19 protein-coding genes are annotated in these 19,811 nt (G+C 52.4%); 9 read left to right on the forward strand and 10 right to left on the reverse strand.

Annotated features, from left to right (window positions below; all coding sequences use genetic code 11):
• Positions 1-98: 98 nt before the first annotated feature.
• Positions 99-890, forward strand: coding sequence for a hypothetical protein (locus tag HMPREF9412_RS30400; protein ID WP_009595826.1), 792 nt, complete (start codon positions 99-101; stop codon positions 888-890).
• Between the two features lie 160 nt (positions 891-1,050).
• Here the strand turns inward: HMPREF9412_RS30400 and HMPREF9412_RS33525 are convergent, their stop codons facing one another.
• Positions 1,051-1,218, reverse strand: a complete 168-nt coding sequence (locus HMPREF9412_RS33525) for a YdeI/OmpD-associated family protein (protein ID WP_083830022.1) — start codon at positions 1,216-1,218, stop codon at positions 1,051-1,053.
• A 20-nt stretch (positions 1,219-1,238) separates the two neighbouring features.
• The gene (locus tag HMPREF9412_RS30405) at positions 1,239-2,000 is read right to left on the reverse strand and encodes an SDR family NAD(P)-dependent oxidoreductase (protein WP_009595827.1); all 762 of its coding nucleotides are present in this window, start codon (positions 1,998-2,000) and stop codon (positions 1,239-1,241) included.
• A gap of 246 nt (positions 2,001-2,246) precedes the next feature.
• On the opposite strand from HMPREF9412_RS30405, the gene HMPREF9412_RS30410 reads away from it, so the two are divergent.
• Both HMPREF9412_RS30410 and HMPREF9412_RS30415 read left to right on the forward strand, forming a co-directional pair.
• Positions 2,247-3,359, forward strand: a complete 1,113-nt coding sequence (locus tag HMPREF9412_RS30410) for a DUF3626 domain-containing protein (RefSeq protein WP_009595841.1) — start codon at positions 2,247-2,249, stop codon at positions 3,357-3,359.
• A 133-nt stretch (positions 3,360-3,492) separates the two neighbouring features.
• Positions 3,493-4,350 carry an AraC family transcriptional regulator gene (locus HMPREF9412_RS30415; RefSeq protein ID WP_009595758.1) on the forward strand — a complete coding sequence of 286 codons (858 nt, stop codon included), beginning with the start codon at positions 3,493-3,495 and terminating at the stop codon, positions 4,348-4,350.
• A gap of 176 nt (positions 4,351-4,526) precedes the next feature.
• Here HMPREF9412_RS30415 and HMPREF9412_RS30420 read toward each other — a convergent pair whose 3' ends face one another.
• On the reverse strand, positions 4,527-5,021 hold the full coding sequence (locus tag HMPREF9412_RS30420; protein ID WP_009595804.1) for a GyrI-like domain-containing protein: 495 nt from the start codon (positions 5,019-5,021) through the stop codon (positions 4,527-4,529).
• Positions 5,022-5,116: 95 nt separating this feature from the next.
• Between HMPREF9412_RS30420 and HMPREF9412_RS30425 the strand changes: the two genes are divergently transcribed.
• Complete coding sequence (locus HMPREF9412_RS30425; RefSeq protein WP_009595764.1) at positions 5,117-5,809, forward strand: GyrI-like domain-containing protein; 693 nt, start codon at positions 5,117-5,119, stop codon at positions 5,807-5,809.
• A 115-nt stretch (positions 5,810-5,924) separates the two neighbouring features.
• Here HMPREF9412_RS30425 and fabV read toward each other — a convergent pair whose 3' ends face one another.
• Both fabV and HMPREF9412_RS30435 read right to left on the reverse strand, forming a co-directional pair.
• On the reverse strand, positions 5,925-7,115 hold the full coding sequence (gene fabV / locus HMPREF9412_RS30430; protein ID WP_009595788.1) for an enoyl-ACP reductase FabV: 1,191 nt from the start codon (positions 7,113-7,115) through the stop codon (positions 5,925-5,927).
• Positions 7,116-7,337: 222 nt separating this feature from the next.
• A complete protein-coding gene (locus HMPREF9412_RS30435) occupies positions 7,338-8,087 on the reverse strand; it encodes an SDR family NAD(P)-dependent oxidoreductase (protein ID WP_009595792.1) in 750 nt (249 codons plus the stop codon).
• A gap of 144 nt (positions 8,088-8,231) precedes the next feature.
• Here HMPREF9412_RS30435 and HMPREF9412_RS30440 point away from each other — a divergent pair, with 144 nt between their 5' ends.
• Complete coding sequence (locus HMPREF9412_RS30440; protein ID WP_009595694.1) at positions 8,232-9,131, forward strand: LysR family transcriptional regulator; 900 nt, start codon at positions 8,232-8,234, stop codon at positions 9,129-9,131.
• A 110-nt stretch (positions 9,132-9,241) separates the two neighbouring features.
• Here the strand turns inward: HMPREF9412_RS30440 and HMPREF9412_RS30445 are convergent, their stop codons facing one another.
• Positions 9,242-9,994, reverse strand: coding sequence for an exodeoxyribonuclease III (locus tag HMPREF9412_RS30445; protein WP_009595796.1), 753 nt, complete (start codon positions 9,992-9,994; stop codon positions 9,242-9,244).
• A gap of 250 nt (positions 9,995-10,244) precedes the next feature.
• On the opposite strand from HMPREF9412_RS30445, the gene HMPREF9412_RS33070 reads away from it, so the two are divergent.
• Positions 10,245-10,388, forward strand: a complete 144-nt coding sequence (locus HMPREF9412_RS33070; RefSeq protein ID WP_009595787.1) for a hypothetical protein — start codon at positions 10,245-10,247, stop codon at positions 10,386-10,388.
• A gap of 234 nt (positions 10,389-10,622) precedes the next feature.
• Here HMPREF9412_RS33070 and HMPREF9412_RS30450 read toward each other — a convergent pair whose 3' ends face one another.
• On the reverse strand, positions 10,623-11,639 hold the full coding sequence (locus HMPREF9412_RS30450; RefSeq protein WP_009595844.1) for an iron-hydroxamate ABC transporter substrate-binding protein: 1,017 nt from the start codon (positions 11,637-11,639) through the stop codon (positions 10,623-10,625).
• 151 nt (positions 11,640-11,790) lie between these two features.
• On the opposite strand from HMPREF9412_RS30450, the gene HMPREF9412_RS30455 reads away from it, so the two are divergent.
• On the forward strand, positions 11,791-12,831 hold the full coding sequence (locus HMPREF9412_RS30455; RefSeq protein WP_009595839.1) for a FecCD family ABC transporter permease: 1,041 nt from the start codon (positions 11,791-11,793) through the stop codon (positions 12,829-12,831).
• 2 nt (positions 12,832-12,833) lie between these two features.
• Complete coding sequence (locus HMPREF9412_RS30460; RefSeq protein ID WP_009595749.1) at positions 12,834-13,838, forward strand: FecCD family ABC transporter permease; 1,005 nt, start codon at positions 12,834-12,836, stop codon at positions 13,836-13,838.
• A gap of 110 nt (positions 13,839-13,948) precedes the next feature.
• On the opposite strand, the gene HMPREF9412_RS30465 is transcribed toward HMPREF9412_RS30460, so the two are convergent.
• From HMPREF9412_RS30465 to HMPREF9412_RS30475, 3 genes are all read right to left on the reverse strand, one after another.
• Complete coding sequence (locus HMPREF9412_RS30465) at positions 13,949-16,435, reverse strand: FtsX-like permease family protein (RefSeq protein WP_009595837.1); 2,487 nt, start codon at positions 16,433-16,435, stop codon at positions 13,949-13,951.
• Positions 16,432-17,190 carry an ABC transporter ATP-binding protein gene (locus tag HMPREF9412_RS30470; RefSeq protein WP_009595730.1) on the reverse strand — a complete coding sequence of 253 codons (759 nt, stop codon included), beginning with the start codon at positions 17,188-17,190 and terminating at the stop codon, positions 16,432-16,434. Before HMPREF9412_RS30470 ends, HMPREF9412_RS30465 begins: the two co-directional genes overlap by 4 nt.
• 205 nt (positions 17,191-17,395) lie before the next feature.
• Positions 17,396-18,445, reverse strand: coding sequence for a 2,3-butanediol dehydrogenase (locus tag HMPREF9412_RS30475; protein WP_009595713.1), 1,050 nt, complete (start codon positions 18,443-18,445; stop codon positions 17,396-17,398).
• A gap of 329 nt (positions 18,446-18,774) precedes the next feature.
• Here HMPREF9412_RS30475 and HMPREF9412_RS30480 point away from each other — a divergent pair, with 329 nt between their 5' ends.
• On the forward strand, positions 18,775-19,803 hold the full coding sequence (locus HMPREF9412_RS30480) for a LacI family DNA-binding transcriptional regulator (protein WP_009595842.1): 1,029 nt from the start codon (positions 18,775-18,777) through the stop codon (positions 19,801-19,803).
• Positions 19,804-19,811: the final 8 nt, after the last annotated feature.

The raw sequence follows: 19,811 nt of genomic DNA on the forward strand, positions 1-19,811 counted from the left end.
GGCGGCGCATTCAACAATTGCCGATAATATAAACAAGGAGGCTTTAGGACAATAGCCCATCATCCTCCTTCACTTCATTATATAGGACATATTGGGGAATGAAGAAGTTTCCAGATAAGTGTATAATAGTACCATATCAACAAAGGAGCCTACATGTTCATGAAAAACGAACGGCATTATCAGTAACCTTAACGCTCACCGCTTCGCTTACAGTCTCTTCGCTAGCCCTGCAGCCGGCCTCTGCCGACGCGGCCTCCGCCAAGGAATGGATACAAATTTCCGAACGGACGTCCTATTACGGCGAAGCGGCTGACGGCCAGCCTAACGGACGCGGCACCATCAAGTGGGGCAACGGCAAACAATATTCCGGCGATTTCATTGACGGGAAGCGTGCCGGGAGCGGTAAATACATTAACGAATACCAATTGGACGGCGAAGCGCATAAGGTGGTGTACAGCGGCCGCTGGAACCATGACAAGATGGATGGCGAGGGCATCCTGACCCATAAGGTGACATTGCCGGACGGGTCCGTCCGATGGAATCAGATCCAGAAAGGGACATTCAAGGCAGGCGTCTTCCAAAGCGGATACGATGTCATTCATGCCGTGGCCGATCCCGACTACAGCTTTACCTACAAGAAGGGCAAGGAACTGCTCGTGATTATGGGCACCAATCAGAACATGAAGAAAAACTGGGCCAGCGGAACGATGTTCAGCGCTCAATACAAGAATGGTTCCGTTAACCACCATTACTCGATCTTCCCGGCCAATTCGGCGGCCGAGCAGCGTCAGAACGAAGCCGCGCTCCGATATTTCAAGAGCATTCAAGCCAAGATTGCTCCGCATCTGCAGCAATTCGAAGCATTGTCCAAGCAGGTTCCGTTAAAATAACCCGCCATAAAAAGAACCCGGTATTGCCAAGGCAGAACCGGGTTCTTTGATTTTTTCTTCAAAAAGCCCGCTGATTAAGCAGGCAACGGCGGTTATCATGCTGCGCGCTTCTCGATTACTGCTTGATCCCACCATTATAAGGCGGCTTACCGGAAGGAATTCACCCGTCTTTCTGCGCACGTCCCTCGTTCAGCATCGTGATCGTCTTATCGAATCGCCGCTGACGCGCCTCCATCGTCTTGGCGCCTTCAATCGACAGCGCCAAGCGGCGCTGGTTGGCTGTAGGGCAAACGATCAAAGAATTGTCGGGCCGCCGGATTCTGCTCACTCCGGCTTATTCCGTCATCCCTATTGTGCCGTCCAGCCGCCATCCACAAGCAGCAAGGTGCCCGTAACGAGGTCGGATGCCGGCGATGCCAAATAGATAACGGCGCCGGCCACATCGTCTATGGTGCCGATCCGGCCAGCCGGGATCCGCGCCAATACGCCGTCCCGAAACTCGGGGGAGTCCAATCTCTCGGCCGTTCCCGGCGTATGGATGAAGGTGGGACCCACCGCATTGATGTTGACGCCCCGGCTGGACCACTCCAGCGCCAGCACCTTCGTCAGCTGGTTAACGCCGCCCTTGGAGGCGCAATAGGCAGCGCCTTCGGTAATCCCGACGACGCTGACCTGCGAGCTGACGTTGATGATTTTTCCATAGCCTTGCTCCAGCATAAGGCGGCCGGCAGCCTGACAGCAGAAAAATACGCCCTTCAAATTAACGTCCATCATCTCGTCCCAATAATCTTCCGTGATGTCTTCCGCGAGCATGCCCTCTCCTAAACCCGCGTTATTGACCACGATATCCAGCCGGCCAAAGTCCTCGGCTACCTGTCCAAATACGGATCGGATCTGCTCCACATTGCGCACATCCAGCTCATAGGCCTTGGCCTGGCCTCCCGCCCGGGAGATTTCCTCAACCAATCGATCCAGCGACGCTTTGCTTCGTGCCATGACGGCAACCTTGGCTCCTGCCGCTGCGAGTGCTTGGGCTAGTCCGTAACCGATGCCTTTGCTGGCACCCGTCACGATTGCGATTTTATCCTGAATGCTGAAATTGGGCTGCATAGGGTAAACCTCCATCACCTTGGATTCGTTTATGTAGTTACATTAAAGCATGACGTCTTGGCCTCAGGCAATCATTTCGGATGTTCTCTTCATCCACCACTCCTGAAACACGAAAATTGCATCCATAGAGGAATCTACGCATCAGGGATAGAAGTGAGGAATATCGTATCGTTGTATTTTAGTATGAAGGCTAATTTTTGGATCATCAATCATTTCAGAGTAGGCGCTGGAAAGGAGGTTCCAACAATGAGCGAACGGTTAACCGAAGCGCAGCGGCAAGCGATTCTTCATGTCGAATCGTTAGCGGCGAGCTCACGGAAGAGCACCTCGGCCATGACGGAGCATATTTTACGAAAACATGGAAAAGAACCCGTTACGGTGCGCCGACAGTTAACGCGCATTGGGAAGCATGCCCGAGTCACGTTGAATTTCCATCCGGATCGGATACTGCCTACAGGCCGCTCCGTTATCGAGTCTCTCCTGATGGAAGGCGTATATCATAACCAGTTCATCACGAGCGTGACCAACGGAAGCCGTACGGCCTACCCGGGCGGCGACCGCGACCAATGGGAACGGCTCCTGTTTGGCGGAGCCTACCAGCAGCCCGGCGTTCGCCATGACGAGCGGCCGAAGTACGGCGCACTCAATCTCATGAATTATGCTGACGGGGCATCTCCCCGCTTCGGTTCTTGTTTTCTGGTGCTGTCTCCGGGCATATTGAAACGCAGTACCTTTACATTCGGTGACAGTCATGCAGGTCCCGAGTTTGTAGGCACCCTCCGTCAGTGGGATTCGATTCTCGCTGCGCTCTTGCAGCAAGTGGAATCCACCGGCTCGGCCCTGGGTTCTCCGAATGTAAATATTCCAGCTATGCTGGAGCGACTGATTCATCTTCCTTCATCGCATACCGGTCCCTCCGGACCGGTCGGCCGCTCCTTGGACGATTATATTGAAGCACAAATCCATGGTACGATCGGCTTGTCCAGCGATGCGGAGGCCCTGGTTGCCGACCCGTCCTACAAGCATACCCCGATCGGCCGCCTGCTCTATGCGCTGTGTGAGCGATATCATCTTGCCCTGTCCTGGCATCCAGGGTTCTCTCTTGCCGTGCAGGATGTCCCCGATAACTTCCGGGGACCCGCCATGCCGCCGCTGGCCAAGCGGATCGACCAGAGTTACGCAGGCTCGAAAGGCGTCCTGGATGCGGCCATCATCGGCAAAGCGGCTGCTCACCTGGAGGATGATCCAAGCCATTGGAGGGATTGGGGAACCTATGAAGAGACTTTTCAGCATCTCAAACAGCTGTGGCATGTGCTCGTAAAATATGGACATCCAAATCCGAATGCAGCAGACCGCTGAGCGGCGTTTGCGGCTTGCGTTTCCAACGGAATGTCCGCCCGCGGATAGCATGGCTAGCGAAATCCGTGCAGAAACGGCTAGGCCTATCCGATGCAGCTTCTTATATATTGATCTTAGAAAGGATGATGACCGGATGGATTGGGTCCAGCGGATGAATGAAGCCATCGGCTATATAGAAGCGAACATAACCGAAGAGATCGATTACGCTGAAGCGGCGCAGGTCGCCTGCTGCTCCGTATACCATTTTCAACGCATGTTTCCGTTCATTACGGATGTCACGCTCTCCGAATACATACGGAGACGGAGATTGACGCTGGCCGCCTTCGAGCTGCAAAACAGCGAAATCAAGGTCATCGACCTTGCACTTAAATACGGCTATGATTCCCCGGAGTCGTTCGCGCGTGCATTCCAGAACATGCACGGCACAACGCCGTCGGCCGCTCGCCAGGCCGGTACCAAGCTGAAGGCCTATCCCCGCATCTCCTTTCAATTCTCCATGCGAGGGGCTGCCGAAATGAATTACAGAATCGAAGAATTGAAGGCATTTTCCGTTGTCGGATTCAAGAAGCAAGTAAGCACGCAGCGTGCCTATGAAGACGTTCCTCTTCTCTGGAAGGACGCCCATGCGGAAGGCATCTTCGACAAGCTGTGGAACTACCGCGCACAAGATCATCCCATCCGGGGAATTCTCGGGGTTTGTGCAGACGGCGACTACGGGAAGAACGAGTATTTCGACTACATCATGTCCGTCGTATCGACGCATAATCCTCCGGAACCGATGGTGTTGCGACATTTCCCTGCCGCTGCATGGGCGGTATTCGAGCTGGAAGGAGATCCGAGCCGTATTGCGGAGATGTGGAAGCGTCTTTATACCGAGTGGATCCCGTCCCATGCCTACGATCTTGCCCCGCTGCCTGCAATCGAATGCTATCTTCCCCCGGACGAGTATAAGAACGAATTATGGGTTCCTGTCATTCGAAAGGCGCAATAAGTTTCGCTGCTGAAGGCATTCGGCAGGCAGATAAACAAGATATCCTCCATCCGCATGAAGATGGAAATATGAAAAAACCGCTCCTCATCAGAGCGGTTTTCAGCTTTTCGCATAAGTTTGTAGATAAGGCTAGAAAGCCCGTCCTTCGTTGCCTGCGGTGTTCCTGCCAGATCCGGCTATTCGGTTTGAACGGGAATCATGATCATAAACTCAGGGTCATCCGTATACGGGTCCTGACTCATCGGATATTGTTCAAAATGCGTTAAATGATCCGGATTGTATTCCGAGTAGCCTTGTTCCGTAATCCAGGCGTAGATATTGTTGTAAGATTGGTCGATGCTCTGCCCTTTGCGATGGGAACAAGCGGCATAGGTTAATGCGGGAACGGATATCGTAACCATCCCTTCCGGTACTTCCTCAATCCGCTCCACTTCGACGACGGCATAATGGATGAATCCTTCACCCCCGGGAGCCGCGTGGTAAGATAATCCGAGCAGGGTGTCCGCATGGATTGCGTAAGGAATCTCCGCGAGACGCTCTTGCAGCGTCCGCTGCACCGCCCGGATTCCACCCGCGCCTGCCTCGGCAAATGTGCCCTCCCACTTCAATCCAACCGCCTGAAATGCCGGCTTTCTCGTAACCGCTGCTTCATTTCGTTGATCGATGTTCATCGGTAAATACTCCTTTATCCTCTTTTTAGTTTCATTATATACTTGAACTATGCCAGAAACTGTCACAGTATATAAAATACTCAAGGAGCAGATTTATGCCCAAAACCGAACGGATCCTTAACGTCATGCAGCGAGTGTATGAACGGCAGAACTTCACCGTCGGCGAGTTAGCCGAGGAATTCTCGGTCTCGTATCGTACGATGCTCCGCTATCTTCATGAACTGTCTCGGCTAGGCGTTCCCTTATACGCCAATGAAGGAAAGAATGGCGGCTATTCCATCCTGACTTCTCGGCAGAAGCGGGAACGATCCGAGCAGACGAACGAGACCATTCAGCGGATCATCAAACCGCGGACGCTGATCGTCGGCCTGGAGATGAAGCTCCCCTTCACGGCCTATTACATGTCTCAGGCCCTCAAGCCCAGGCTGTGGCAGGAGCTTCAAAACCGGATGGAGGAGATTCCCTATATCCGCCATAAAACGCCGAACCCCTTGTTTATTGCTGCTGTTTTGAATCGGCAGCCGATCTATCATTATGTAGCAGGGTTCGAGGTCAGCACGATCCGTGATATGCCGGAGCGGATGGTGAGTTTAACCCTGCCGACCCAGGAATATGCGATGTACATCCATGAGGGTCATTCCGAACGGGAGGATACCGACCAGTCCTATTCCTATGTTCTTCAGCTTCTGAAACAACGCGGACTTATGCCGAACCCCGAACACTACAGCTTGGAGCTGAGAACCTCGGTGCATGCCTCGAAGACCCAGATCTACATCCCTATAACCTGAATCAGGTATTTCATTCCGGGAAATGGTACGCTGCGGATGCGCATATTCAGGCTTACCCCTTGGCGATATAAAAAAAAGCGAGCCCGGATCCTTTCCGGAGCTCGCCTTTGCTCGATTAAATGGCTTTCGGATTGTCGACCACGGGATTTACATCCGCATCATAATCCACGCCGTCGGTTTCAAAGCCGAACAGCTGGAAGAACTCGCGGCGGTAACCGGCAAGGTCGGTCAATTCTTCGATATTTTCACTGGTCACTTTGCTCCACAATTCGGCTACTTCGGCCTGCACGTCCTCGCGAAGCTCCCAATCGTCGATACGGATGCGGCCCTTCTCGTCCACCGGCGTTTCTTGCCCGTTATAGAGACGATCGGAGAACAGACGGTAAATCTGCTCAATGCAGCCCTCGTGCAGCCCCTTTTCCTTCATGACTTTGTACAGCGCCGATACGTACAGCGGCACGACCGGAATCGCCGAGCTGGATTGAGTCACTAACGCTTTGCTCACCGTAACGTATGCGCGTCCGCCTCCGGTGGCAAGCTTCTCGTTCAGTTTCAGCGCGGTGGCCTCCAGGTGATCCTTGGCTTGACCAATAGATCCGTCCCGATAAATGGCCTTGGTAATCTCGGAGCCGATATAAGAGAACGCAATGGTGGTCACGTCAGGAGCCAATACGCCGCCTTCCGCCAGCTCGTTCATCCACAATTCCCAATCGTCGCCGCCCATGACCTCAACGGTGTTCTTCACTTCCTCTTCCGTTGCCGGTTCAATCGTAACCTCCGTCACTTCACCGGTGTGGAAGTTAACCGTTTTGTTGGTATACGCTGGTCCGATCGGCTTCAATACCGAGCTGACCGTCTCGCCTGTTTCAGGGAGCGTGCGGCGAGCCGACGCAACGCTGTAGACCACGAGATCGACCTGGCCCAGCTCTTTGCGGATCAGTTCAACCGTTTTGGCTTTGGTCTCCTGCGTGAAGGCATCTCCCGTCACGCTGTACGATTTCAAGCCGGCGGCATCCGCTGCCTTCTCGAAAGCGGCCGAATTGTACCAGCCCGCGGATGCCGTCCGTTTCTCGGTGGCCTGACTTGGACGATATACGCCCACGGTATTCGCCCGGGCGCCGAATGCGGCAGCTATTCTGGCCGACAAGCCGTACCCCGTGGAGGCGCCGATGACCAGCACATTGCGCGGCCCTTCGATTCCAGGCTGCTTCAGTACATAATGGATCTGCTCCTGCACTTGGGCTTCGCAGCCTACAGGATGGGATGTCGTGCAAATAAATCCGCGTGTTCTAGGTTTAATGATCATATTTATATACCTCTCTTTTCGTATCCGTCGTTTCATACCTTATGTATGGTCTGCCAAGTTCCCCTCTATTTTAACTGTTTTTTGCGGAGAGAGGAAATTTTTTGACGGGAAAATCAAGAAAAACCTCCCTTTGGTGTGAAGAGGCTTCAGCCTGCATTCCTTCCAAAGAGAGGTTCTTTATGTTTAATGCGCTATATCTTCTACCATAAAACACCAGACGGATTATTTGAATGAAGCATAGCCCTGGTCGGCCATGACCACGCTGCCCGTAATCGCAGCCGCTTCGTCCAGCGACACGAGATACACGGTATCGGCGACCACTTCGGGCTGCGTCAATTCTCCGCCCATGACTTTGGCTCTCATGGAATCCAGCATGCCGGAATCTTTATAGCCCTGGATGATCGGTGTATCGACGGCTCCAGGAGCAACGGCCACAACACGAATGCCGTATGGGGCCAGTTCAAGCGCGGCGGATTTGCTCATCATGATGACGGCACCCTTTGTCGCATGGTAAGCAAATGTTCCCGGCGAAGCCAAGAAGCCGAATACGGAAGCCGTGTTGATGATAACGCCCTTAATGCCCAGTTCTTTCATTTTTCTGCCTGCCGCGATGATACCGTAGGCAACCCCGTGCTGATTCACGTTCATCGTGCGATGGTAAAGATCCATATTTTGTTCAAGGACCGGCCCGGCGCCGCCAATGCCGGCATTGTTGTGCATGACGTCGATGCGGCCGTAGAGCTCAACCGCTTTATCCACAAGCGCCTCGACGCTTTCTTGTTTGGAAACGTCGACTTGAACGAATGAAGCTTCGCCGCCTTCTGCTTTGATCATATCGACGGTCTCTTGCCCGGCAGTTTCATTAAAATCGGCAACGACGACGCGATCGCCTTTTCTTGCGAATTTAAGGGAGACCTGGCGACCGATTCCGCTCGCTCCACCGGTAATTACCGCTACACGTTGTTCTGACATTATCAATGACCTCCTAGGGTAAAATAGCGTTATGTTTTGAACATTGTGTGTCCATGTCCTTGTGTTCATTGTAATGCCGGGTTATATTTAAGTAAATTTAAACATAATTAATGTTAATTAACTTCAACTTAAGGATGAGGTCATGTGAATCTCGAACAATTGGAATATATCGTGGAGACGGCCAAGACAGGATCGTTAACCAAGGCAGCCCAGAATTGCAACGTTACCCTTTCCGCGGTGAGCCAAGCCGTATCCAGCCTGGAAGCCGAGTTCGGTTTTTCTTTGTTCACCCGTTCGCGGCTTGGTGCTGTACCTACGGCCGAGGGTCAGCGGATTCTGCGGAAGGCTTATGCCATTTTGGAGCAATTTCAGGAGCTGAAGGCGGAGGCCGAAGGCTATTCTAATTTGCTTGGCGGGTCATTGCGGATTGCTACCGTACCGGTGCCTTTAACGCTGTCCATCGATGCCATTATCCGGTTCAAAAAAGACTTTCCGCAAATCAAACTCGACATCACGGAGAAAGCGACGCTCGATATTATTGAGGATATCAAGCAGAATCACGCGGATATCGGTCTGATCTTCGTCGATGAATCCATCATTCAGCAGCATCGCGGCCTGCATTTCGGGAAGCTCCTCGAGAGCAAATTCGTGGTGGGGGTCAGCCGCCAATCCCCTCTCGCCATGCGGCCATCGATCACGCCCGAAGAGCTCCGCGGATATCCCTTGGTACTGTATAAGGATGACAATCTGTTCAAGGTGATGGATGTATTCCAGGAGCAGTACGGAGACATGGATGTGCTGTTCTCCACCAACCAAACGAGGGTCATACAGAAGCTCGTCGAAGAGAATGTGGCGGTTACGGTAGGTGTCGACTTGTCCTTCACCAGCTTCGCTTCCGTTCCTTCGGGAAACATCGTGACGCTGGAGCTGGAGATGCCTCCCGGCCTCGCCGCTTCCTCCTTCGGGTGGGTGCAGCCCGGAACCCACCACCTGTCGAAGCCGGCGGCGATCTTTCTGGACAAGCTGAAGCATCAGATTGGATAAGGGGCTTGGGTTCGCCGAATGAAAAGCCAACCGGCAAATAGGGTCGTGGCATTATACCAGTCTCCCCGTTCGCCGGTTGGCTTTTTTAACAAGATCCTTATGTTAATGAATTACTCAAGCGTCAAACTCACCGGGCAATGATCGCTTCCGAGCACATGGCAGTCGATCTCGGCATCCTTCAGCTTCTCGGCTAAACGGGCAGACGTCAGGAAATAATCGATGCGCCAGCCGATATTCCGTTCCCTCACCTTGGCCATATAGGACCACCAGCTGTATACGTCCGTACGGTCGGGGTAGAAGTGGCGGAAGGAATCGATAAAGCCTGCTGCCAGCAGATCGGTCATTTTGCCGCGCTCCTCCAGCGTGAAGCCGGAATTCCCATGATTGGATTTGGCATTTTTCAGGTCGATTTCCTGATGTGCCACATTCAGGTCCCCGCATACGATCACGGGTTTGCGTTCGTCGAGCTGAAGCAGGTAAGTGCGGAACCGTTCCTCCCACTCCAGCCGATAATCCAGCCGGCTCAGGTCGCGTTTCGCGTTCGGCGTGTATACGTTCACGAGATAGAAGTCCTCAAACTCCAGCGTGATCACTCTGCCCTCGGGCTCGCTGTCTTCCTCCAGACCATAGCGAACGGACAACGGGGCGATTCTCGTAAATACCGCCGTTCCCGAGTATCCCTTCTTCTCTGCATAGTTCCAATACTGCTGATATTCCGGACCCAGATCGAGCTCGATCTGTCCCGCTTGCAGTTTCGTTTCCTGCACGCAAAATATATCGGCATCCGCCTCATTAAAATAATCCATAAAGCCTTTCGTAACGCAGGCCCGCAATCCGTTGACGTTCCATGATACTAGCTTCATATCGTAACCTCCGTGGTATCCATATCGTTTTGCGCGTTGAATCTATGAATCTTCTAAATTCTATAATGGTATCATGTCACGGGTGAAACGAACAAGAAGCTTTGCCCCTTTCATCATAACTTCATGAAACGATAAGATAAGGCCTTGCGTGCATAATCCTGCCCCAAATCAGGAACAACATAAACGTAAACGAAGTGCGGTCATTTCGCACCCAATCGATGAGAATCCCACGAAAGGAGGAGTGCAGCAAATGACTGGCAGAAACAGCAAGCCTAAGAACGACGGCCCTTCCAGCAGCCCTGAACGTTTGGATCAATACGGAGACAAGCTGGCTTCCGAGAACGAAGAGGAGTTCACCTCCGCGGCCGAAGAGCATTGTCGGGATCAGGAATAATGGAATTGATACGGCTGTCGATGCCCATTCGATAATCACCGCAGCAAAAACACCCATCCATGCCAAGGCAATGAGATGGGTGTTTTTCCAATTCGATCATCTGGACGAACAAAATGCTCGTCGGTTATAACCATTCTGCTCCTCGCTGTCGTTTGCTCCGTCACCCATATCCATACCAAAAAGCCGCCTCCCGACCATATCGGGAGGCGGCTGCTTTGTTCACTCTGACAGCGTTTATTTCACCAAACTTTCCAGCACGTTATCAATGATCTGGCTGTTGGCAATCGTGCCGGTATAGAGCCAGCTTGTATCTTTTCCATATTCATAGATGTTGCCGTTCTTGACGGCCGGAATATTCGCCCAGAGCGGATCCTGAAGCACTTCGGCGCCTTCGCCGTCGCTGTTAATAAAGAACAGATGATCCGCGTCGAGCTCGGCCAATTTCTCCAGGGAAATGGAAGACCAGTTGCCGGTAGCCGATGCCGAGATTTCCTTCACCACGCTCGGAACGGTGAGTCCCAAGTCGCCGTACATTACGGCGCCGCTGGACAGCGTCTCGCTGACAACGAACAATTTGCCGCCGACAAGCCATATAGCCGCAGCGGATTCACCGCCGATCGCCTGCTGGATTTGCTCCCTGGCATCCTTGGCCTTCTGCTCGTATCGATCAAGCGCCGCTTGAGCTTCCTCCTCCATGCCAAAGATTTCGCCTACTTTCTTCAGCTCTTCGCGCCAATCGTTATTGACTTCGTTGCCGATGACGTAGGTAGGAGCAATCTTGCTGTACTGGCTGTATTTGTTGCCTTCTACCATAGAAGCGGAGTCCATGATCAACAGGTCCGGCTGAAAGCTTGCTACTGCTTCAAAGGGAAGATCATGCTCAATGGTCGGCACGTCTTTTAACGCATCCTGCAGATAATCCTGGACGTTTCCGCCCTTGACCGACCACTGCGCGATCGGGGTAATGCCCAATGCCACCAGGTTATCCTCCAAGTAAGAAGCGATCACCCGTTTCGGCTCCGCCGGAATTTTCACTTCATGGCCCATGGCGTCCGTCAACGTTCGTTCCGTCTTCGCTTCCGTGCTTCCTTCCTCCGGCTTGGCTTCGGTGCCGCCGTTCTGCTCGCTTGGCGTTGGCGTCCCCGTCGGCTCGTTGCCGGCTGCGTCCTTGCTGTTTCCGCAAGCTGCAAGCAGCGTTAAAGCCGCCAGCAGTCCTGCGATAATCCATATTTTTTTCTTGAAAAGACTCATCTTTCGTTTCCCCCTATGTATATTTTTTTGGCGCAATCACTAGCATTCTACGCATGAAGTGATATAATAACACTAACCATGATAATGAAATTCATTCTCATTTACAATACGTTATTTCAATATTTTTATCAACATAAAGGTTTAGGTGAACATGCAGGCAAATCATCCCAATCACAAAACAACCGCAAAATCCATTTACCGTCCCAAAACAGCGGCGGCCGTCATTCTCCTGGGGCTTGGTCTGCTGGCTGCCGCGATGGCATCTTCGATTATCTATGGCGCGTCGAACATTAAACTGTCTACCATATGGGAGGCGTTTGTCCGCTTCGATGCCGATTCCACCCCGCATCAGATTATCCAGAGACTTCGAATGCCCAGGGCCTTGGCGGCTGCGCTAATCGGCGGTTCCTTGGCCGTATCGGGAGCCATCATGCAGGGCATGACAAGGAATGCGCTCGCCTCCCCTTCCATTATGGGTGTCACCGCCGGTGCCTCCTTCATGATGTCGATCGGGTTTGCCTTTATGGAGGCGCCATCCATTACTACGCTTATGCTGTTATCTTTTGCAGGCGCCGGCCTGGGGGCCGGGCTTGTGCTGCTGATCGGCTCGTTATCCAAGCGGGGATTGACGCCTGTCAAGCTGGCCTTGGCCGGGTCAGCCGTTACCGCGCTGCTGAGCTCGATATCCTCGGCCATTGCCATCCGCTTTAACGTTGCCAAGGATATCAGCTTCTGGTATGCCGGTGGCGTGTCTGGCGTGCAATGGGTGAACGTGAAACTTCTGATCCCCGTCGCCATCGTCGGGCTGTTGATTGCGCTGGCGCTCAGCAGATCCATTACCGTCATGAGCCTTGGCGAGGAGGTCGCTACCGGGCTTGGCCAAAAAACGGGAACCGTCAAGTTCCTGGGCACGCTCGTCGTGCTGCTGCTGACAGGCGCAGCGGTGGCTGTAGGCGGAACGATCGGATTCGTGGGGCTCGTCATCCCGCATATCGTCCGCTTCATCGTCGGACCCGACTATCGGCTGATCATCCCTTGCTCCGCCGTCATGGGAGCACTTCTGCTGGTGTTTGCCGATGTGGGTGCGCGGATGATCAATCCTCCGTTCGAGACGCCGGTCGGGGCAATTACGGCGATGATCGGCGTTCCCTTCTTCCTCTATCTTGCACGGCGCGAAGGGAGAGGGCTGTAACGATGAATACAACGAGAAAAATCATGTCCGTATCCATGATTTTGCTGCTGACTATAATTGCCGTGTTCCTGGTCAGCCTGAATATGGGAACGATGAAAATCCCGCTGGCCGAAGTGGTCAAAGCGTTCAATGGGACAGGTTCCGAACAGAATTATACCGTCCTGATGCACTTTCGCCTTCCCCGCATGGTCATTGCCATCCTGATCGGTGCGGGAATCGCCGTCTCCGGCGCCATACTGCAAAGCGTTTCGCGAAACGCGCTGGCAGACCCGGGCATTCTCGGCATCAACTCCGGGGCAGGATTGGCCGTCGTACTGTATATTTTTTATTTTCAAGGCAGCTCGTTCAGTTCCGGCATATGGTCCGTCTATATCATGCCTTTTGCCGCGCTAGTCGGTGCATTTCTTGCCGCCTTCCTCATCTATTCGCTGGCCTGGAAGCAAGGCGTCACGCCGATCCGGCTGGTGCTTGTGGGGATCGGCATCAACGCGGCCTTCGGGGCGCTGATTATCGTATTCCAGCTGATGATGGACCCTAACAATTTCATGCAGGCCACCATCTGGCTGTCCGGCAGCATCTGGGGGGCAAGCTGGGAGTATGTCGTTGCGATCCTTCCGTGGATCCTGTTCCTGGTTCCTTGGGCCGTATATAAATCGCAAAATTTGAATGTGCTCAACCTGGGGGACCACACGGCTGCCGGGCTTGGGGTTACGGTCGAGCGCGAGCGTAGAACGCTGCTGTTCATCTCCGTTGCCCTGGCGGGCGCCTGCGTCGCCGTTGGCGGCGGCATCGCGTTTCTCGGACTCGTAGCTCCGCATCTGGCGCGCAAGCTGGTGGGCCCCCGTCATCAGGGAATGCTGCCTGTCTCCGCGCTTCTCGGCTCGCTGGTGCTGCTTGTGGCCGATATGATCGGCAAGAACCTGATGGCCCCTTCCGAAATCCCGGTCGGCTTGGTCGTTTCCTGTCTCGGAGCGCCTTACTTTATCTATTTGCTGATTAAGGATTAAATTGGAATGGTTTAACAAAAAAGACGGCGATCGCCTCCCTGTCCATGCAGGAGGAAATCGCCGTTCTTTTTATATCGTGGTGCCGAGCTTGATTGGTTCACAAGAGCGTGCTATGCACGGTTCTCATTCAGCTCGGGGACGATCTTTTTGTTCGCAAGGCTACTGGCATATGGAAGGAATACGGCAAACGCCAGCGCCAGCATCATTCCCATGATCGCAGTAACGAATGATGCATGAATATGGATAGGTGCCGGGTCAATCAGCCTAAATGCATATAACAGAATGATCCCGAGCGTAATCCCCACAATCATGCCGATACAGAGGTACAGCAGCACCTGCGTTAGAATGATCCCGACGAGACCCTTTTTGTCCACGGATATAGCCCGTAATACGGCATATTCCTTACGTTTGCTGTAAATATTGTTAATGAGGGAATTAAATACGCCGATGGTCACGCTTAGCATAATCACAATGATGGCACTTAAGAAAAAAGACCATACCCGCGTGTACATGTTGCTTGAATTCTCCAAAGCTTGGGCGTAACTGCTGACATCGACCGTTGGAAACTGCCCCTTGATTCCTTGCAGCTGCTTCAAGGCCGCATTTTCATTTGCGGGTGTTACATAAGCGGTTCCGAATACCGTAAACTTTGTATGGAAGGCGCTATTCGACCAATCGATGTACATATCCGCCTGTTGGAATGGCTCCGTAATGGCCGCTACCGTCAATGTTCCGGCATTCTTGAAGTTCTCTGGATCTTCTTCTTGGTATACCGACAAAGTAATTGAGTCGCCGATGCTTAACGCATGTTCGTCAGCGTAACGGTTGGATACGATAACGGCATTCCCTACATCAGAAATTTTCGGCAGCAGCCGCTGAGCCGCCAACGCGTCCAAATCAGCCAATGCATAGTCGATAGCCCTACCGTCTTGTCCCTGTTTGGCAGGGCTTAATCTGCTGACGGTGCTGACTTCCTGTATCCCCTCCAATTCCGAAATCCGCTGCTTTAATTGTTCTGGGTCAATCGATGACGAGTTCTCCAGCCGGTCGACTACCTGTATATCCGTGGCATACTGCGTCTTGATATAATTCCGTTCGTTATGCTGTATCGTATTCAGAAGAGACGAGCCGATGACGGCAATCATCATGGCAAGGCTGATCGTCAGAATAACGAAGGTGTTTTTCTTAACCTGCGGCACAAGATTTTTGATTGCAACATACGAAACTCGCCCCGCTATCAACTTCAACACTGGCGACATCTTAGCCAACACACCGGGAAGATATACGGGCACCATCGTAAACACGGACCATACGAACAATAGAAAGCCCATTAAAAAGCCGAATTCCGCATTAGCTGACGGCGTACCCGAGAATGCAACCCCAAAAAGGATGGAAAACAGGCTGGCTGCCATCAGCACTTTCCCTAAGGTTTTCCCTCTTTTCCGCCCTTTAAAATCATTATTCTGGTTCATCTCCAGCATCTTAAGCGGCAGAATCTTGGTGCTTCTGTAAGCAGGAACCAACATAAATATCTCAAGGATGATAAAGCTTGTTACGGCAACCAGAGCCGCGGCGCCACCATCAAAACGGAAATTCGTCAGCGGAAACGCAAACAGGCCGGATATCCATGGAATGATGTAGGTGTAGCTTAACAGCGATACCAATAGACCGCTTAGAATGCCGAGCCCGTTGGTTACCGTGCATTGAATGAACACCATCTTAAAGAGCTGTTCGGTTTGTGCGCCCATGGACCTGAGAACGGCAAATTGGAAACGGTATTTATGCAGCATCCCTTCGAAATTAGAAATGATCAACAAAGAGATGACCATAACAATCAGGACCGAGATGACCAAGATATAATTGCCCAAGACGGACAAGCTAGCCTTCAATGTTGAATTCTCCGCGGCAATCTCGAGCGTTATCCCAGGATCCAGCTCCTGTAGTTGCTCCCCCAAAACCATCAGGTCGGTATCATCCTCCGCCTGCACCATCAAATAACTCGACACCGCAGCATGCCGGGCTCCGGCAGTTTGAATCTGCCTGACTTCCTCCAGGTCCATAAGCAGCAGATCGGAAGCTGCGCCAGCAGCAACCGGATCCCCTATGATCTCCTTGACGATGTATGCCTTCCCTTCGACCTTCATTCGACCGCCCGCCCGCAGCTGCAGCTCTTCGGCCAGCGACTGGTTTAGAATCAACTCCCCGCGTTCCGGATGAACCTGGATATGATAGCGGCTTTTCGACAATGCGTCATCCTCAATACCGGCAACGGCTACAGGTGCTGCAAGATCATTAACGAACATCTGGGACAGCATGACCGGAGAGGCCTGTCGTACCCTGCCTGTGGACTGCATTAAATCCATAATGCGTTGATCTGATGTCTCATGATCCACTTCGTTAGTGTATCCCACCATCATGTCGACATCGCCATACTGCTGTTTCACTTCGTGGTCAATGGAACGGTTGGCATTCGCCAGGAAGGAAGACATCGTAATCATCAGAAACACGGCCAGACCTACGCTTATCAAGGAAAAGAATAGGAGCGACTTGTTACGGGCCAGTATACGAAAAGCTATGCCTCGTAGGGAATGAATCATGCGGATAACTCCATCATGTTCTTGAATATGTTCAATATCGGCTCTATCTTCCGTTCCCCGTCGCTCTCAAACTGATCCACGATTTGACCGTCATGGAAAAATAACACCCGATCCGCATATACCGCAACATTCGGATCATGGGTTACCATAATCATGCTTTGATTGAAGGCGTTTCTCATCTCCACTAAAGCCTCAAGAATTTCTTTCGATGTATTGTAATCCAGATTGCCGGTCGGCTCGTCTGCCAGCAGCAGCGGCGGGTTCGTTATCAGCGCCCGTCCGATGGCTACCCGCTGCTGCTGTCCCCCGGACAGCTGAACCGGCCGCTTCTTCCTCCAGCTCGCGAGTCCAAGCAGGGTCAGCATGTCCTGTACTTTGTGCTGAATTTCTGTCTCCGATACCCCTTGCAGGATCAAGGGAATCGCCATGTTTTCCTCTACGCTTAAGTCATTCAATAAATGAAAAGATTGAAATACAAAACCGATATTTTCACGCCGGTAGCGGGTTGCATGAGGTTCTACGAAGATATGGTCCATGACCTCTCCCTTTAACTCGATGCTTCCTGAGCTAGGGGTGTCAAGGGAGCTGATAATGTTAAGCAGGGTGCTTTTTCCGGAGCCGCTGGTTCCCATAATCGCCACCAATTCGCCCTCCGCCAGCCCAAACGAAACATTCTTTAGCGCTTGAACTTTAAATCCGTCTCCATCATAGGTTTTGTGGATATTGCGAACTGATAACAAACTCTTCTGATTCATCCAATCCCTCCACTCAATTTATTTGTCTAAACCTGGATAAAATACTCTATGAGTATATCAGATTTGGTTATATATGTAATCTCATGGAATCCATGGAATGTAATTGACTAGTTTGATATCTTATTGGCATAAACATTCAAAGAAAAAAAGACCGCGTTACGCGGTCTTTCATAAGCCATGCAGCTGCGAAGCGCAGCTTTCGATATTAGTGAGCGCTCACCAGGATCTTCACCTGGTTTTTCTCTTTGAGCAGAGCCTCAAAGCCCCGGTCGATAACCTCATCCAGTTTGATCCGCTGGGTGACCAGCTTATCTGCCGGGAAGAAGCCTTTTTCCATCAGGCTGATCACAGCCGGGAATACGTCGCGATAGCCGATGATACCGGTAATGTTACGTTCCTTCATCACGATGTCATTCGGCACGATCGGAGCGGAGGTTTCGAAGATGCTGACAATCATAATCTGTCCGCCGATCTTCGTCGAGTTGATCGCTTGGGTAAGAACCGGCGGAACCCCGGTCACCTCGAATGCCACATCGACTCCGGCACCGGTACGGCGATGAAGCTCTTCTACTACATCGCAGGCCTTCGGATCAATGACGATAGCCCCCAATTCCTCGGCTTTCTGTTTGCGTTCCGGGGACAGCTCCACGGCGTAAATCTCGGATGCTCCCGCTGCCTTCAATGCTTCGATGACAAGCAGGCCGATCGGCCCGGCACCGAATACGACCGCCCGATCTCCGGCCTTCAGCTGGCTTTGGCGCACGGCGTACAGCGCGACTGCCGAAGGTTCCACCAGAGCCCCCTGTTCATAAGAAACGCTGTCCGGGATTTTATGAACCATGTGCTCATCCGCAGCTACATATTCGGAGAAACCGCCGCCACCGCCGGCGAGCCCGAGAAAGCCCATTTTGTCGCACAGATTGTATTTCCCTTGTCTGCAAGCCGCACATTTTCCGCACGCAAATACAGGCTCAACAACCACACGGTCGCCAGCCTTGAATTTCGTAACGCCTTCGCCAACCTCTACCACCTTGCCGGAAAACTCATGGCCCATAACCACCGGAGCCTGTTCTCCGGTAAGGGCGTGAGGCGTATTCTCAGGTATAAATATAGGCCCGGCCACGTATTCGTGCAGATCACTGCCACAAATCCCGCACCACTCGACCTTGATTTTCACTTTTCCGTTCGTAGCTTGCGGCTCCGCGATCGTCTCCAAACGCAGGTCCTTTACTCCATGCCAGCGTAGTGCTTGCATCGTCTTCATCTCCTTATAGGTTCGAAAAAAATAAAAACAAAACAGGAAACGTTTCCGAAATCAAATATGTCACAGTTTTGACAATCTGTCAAACCTGTTTCACCAAAATGTATGAAATGTCATGGACAACTACAGACTGCCGTTCCCCTGACTTTGCCGTGGAAATGCAGCGATTGGTACCGCATTGCTTGCTAGATGCCGTTGTCCCCTTGCGAATCCCGTGATGGAAGGACGTGCTTAATGTTATAATATAGTTATTGGCTCCAATCTCATCTTAAATCAGCACATGAACAGGAAACGTTTCCGATATAGAGAGGAATTTATCGAATATGGTGAACCCCAAAAAAGTAACGATTGAAGATGTCGCCAAACAAGCGGGTGTCGGTATCGCAACCGTGTCCCGGGCCATCAACGACAGCAAGGGCATCAGTCCGAAAACGAAAGCACGGATCATGCAGGTGATCGAAGAAATCGGCTTTAGTCCAGATACATCGGCCCAAAGCCTGAAGGTCCGGCAGACGAATCAAATCGCCTTGGCCGTGCCTGACATCCGAAATGCGATCATCCCGGAAATCGCCTGGTCGGTCGAGCAGACCGCCAAACAGCACGGCTATCGGGTCGTTCAGATCAATACGGCCGGAAATGCACGGAACGAGCTGGAAATCGTCAGGGATATCAAAAAACTGCACGTGGACGGCCTGATTATCATGCCGCTGGCTTATCCCAAAACACTGGGTGACCTGATTAACAAATCAAGCTTGCCCGTCTCGATTATTAATTACGGGAAACAGCTGGGAGATGAGTATAAAGCCGATATCGTTGGTCTGGCACGCCAGGAGGGCAAGCTCGTCATGGAGCATCTCCTGAAAATCGGGCGAAGCCGAATCGCCTATGCCGGTGCGCCCAAGGATAAAATCGAAGAGCGGTATTGGGCTTATGAGCAGTCGCTGCAGAAAGTCGATCCGTCGCTTGTCTATTTCGGGGAGGACTTCTCGTTTGAGACGGGGGTTCGCGCGGCGGACTATTTTTATGGCCTGAAGCATATGCCGGATGCCATCTATGCGGTTAACGATATGGTTGCCATCGGCATAGTCAACCGTTTTAAGGAGCTGAAGGTTCGGGTTCCCGACGATGTGGCGGTCGTCGGCATCGATAACAATGCATGGACCACCGTCACGACGCCGCAGATCAGTTCGGTGTCCATCATGGGCGATGAAGTAGCCCGGCTTGCGACGGAATTGCTGCTGAAGCGGCTTCGCGAGCAAAAGACCGGCCAATACGAGCGCGTGCAATTCGAGCCGCGGCTTATCGTCAGGGAATCGAGCGTGTCCGTGATCCGAAACGCAACAACCGACTAGGCGTGATT

It is taken from the genome of Paenibacillus sp. HGF5, from assembly GCF_000204455.1.
GTDB lineage: Bacteria > Bacillota > Bacilli > Paenibacillales > Paenibacillaceae > Paenibacillus_AQ > Paenibacillus_AQ lautus_A.

Excerpts from the sequence above, each read along its gene's own strand:
- HMPREF9412_RS30400 (WP_009595826.1), top strand. The coding sequence starts at position 99 with ATGAAGAAGTTTCCAGATAAGTGTATAATAGTACCATATCAACAAAGG.
- HMPREF9412_RS30405 (WP_009595827.1), bottom strand. The coding sequence starts at position 2,000 with ATGCAGCCCAATTTCAGCATTCAGGATAAAATCGCAATCGTGACGGGT.
- HMPREF9412_RS30410 (WP_009595841.1), top strand. The coding sequence starts at position 2,247 with ATGAGCGAACGGTTAACCGAAGCGCAGCGGCAAGCGATTCTTCATGTC.
- HMPREF9412_RS30415 (WP_009595758.1), top strand. The coding sequence starts at position 3,493 with ATGGATTGGGTCCAGCGGATGAATGAAGCCATCGGCTATATAGAAGCG.
- HMPREF9412_RS30420 (WP_009595804.1), bottom strand. The coding sequence starts at position 5,021 with ATGAACATCGATCAACGAAATGAAGCAGCGGTTACGAGAAAGCCGGCA.
- HMPREF9412_RS30425 (WP_009595764.1), top strand. The coding sequence starts at position 5,117 with ATGCCCAAAACCGAACGGATCCTTAACGTCATGCAGCGAGTGTATGAA.
- fabV (WP_009595788.1), bottom strand. The coding sequence starts at position 7,115 with ATGATCATTAAACCTAGAACACGCGGATTTATTTGCACGACATCCCAT.
- HMPREF9412_RS30435 (WP_009595792.1), bottom strand. The coding sequence starts at position 8,087 with ATGTCAGAACAACGTGTAGCGGTAATTACCGGTGGAGCGAGCGGAATC.
- HMPREF9412_RS30445 (WP_009595796.1), bottom strand. The coding sequence starts at position 9,994 with ATGAAGCTAGTATCATGGAACGTCAACGGATTGCGGGCCTGCGTTACG.
- HMPREF9412_RS33070 (WP_009595787.1), top strand. The coding sequence starts at position 10,245 with ATGACTGGCAGAAACAGCAAGCCTAAGAACGACGGCCCTTCCAGCAGC.
- HMPREF9412_RS30450 (WP_009595844.1), bottom strand. The coding sequence starts at position 11,639 with ATGAGTCTTTTCAAGAAAAAAATATGGATTATCGCAGGACTGCTGGCG.
- HMPREF9412_RS30455 (WP_009595839.1), top strand. The coding sequence starts at position 11,791 with ATGCAGGCAAATCATCCCAATCACAAAACAACCGCAAAATCCATTTAC.
- HMPREF9412_RS30460 (WP_009595749.1), top strand. The coding sequence starts at position 12,834 with ATGAATACAACGAGAAAAATCATGTCCGTATCCATGATTTTGCTGCTG.
- HMPREF9412_RS30465 (WP_009595837.1), bottom strand. The coding sequence starts at position 16,435 with ATGATTCATTCCCTACGAGGCATAGCTTTTCGTATACTGGCCCGTAAC.
- HMPREF9412_RS30470 (WP_009595730.1), bottom strand. The coding sequence starts at position 17,190 with ATGAATCAGAAGAGTTTGTTATCAGTTCGCAATATCCACAAAACCTAT.
- HMPREF9412_RS30475 (WP_009595713.1), bottom strand. The coding sequence starts at position 18,445 with ATGCAAGCACTACGCTGGCATGGAGTAAAGGACCTGCGTTTGGAGACG.
- HMPREF9412_RS30480 (WP_009595842.1), top strand. The coding sequence starts at position 18,775 with ATGGTGAACCCCAAAAAAGTAACGATTGAAGATGTCGCCAAACAAGCG.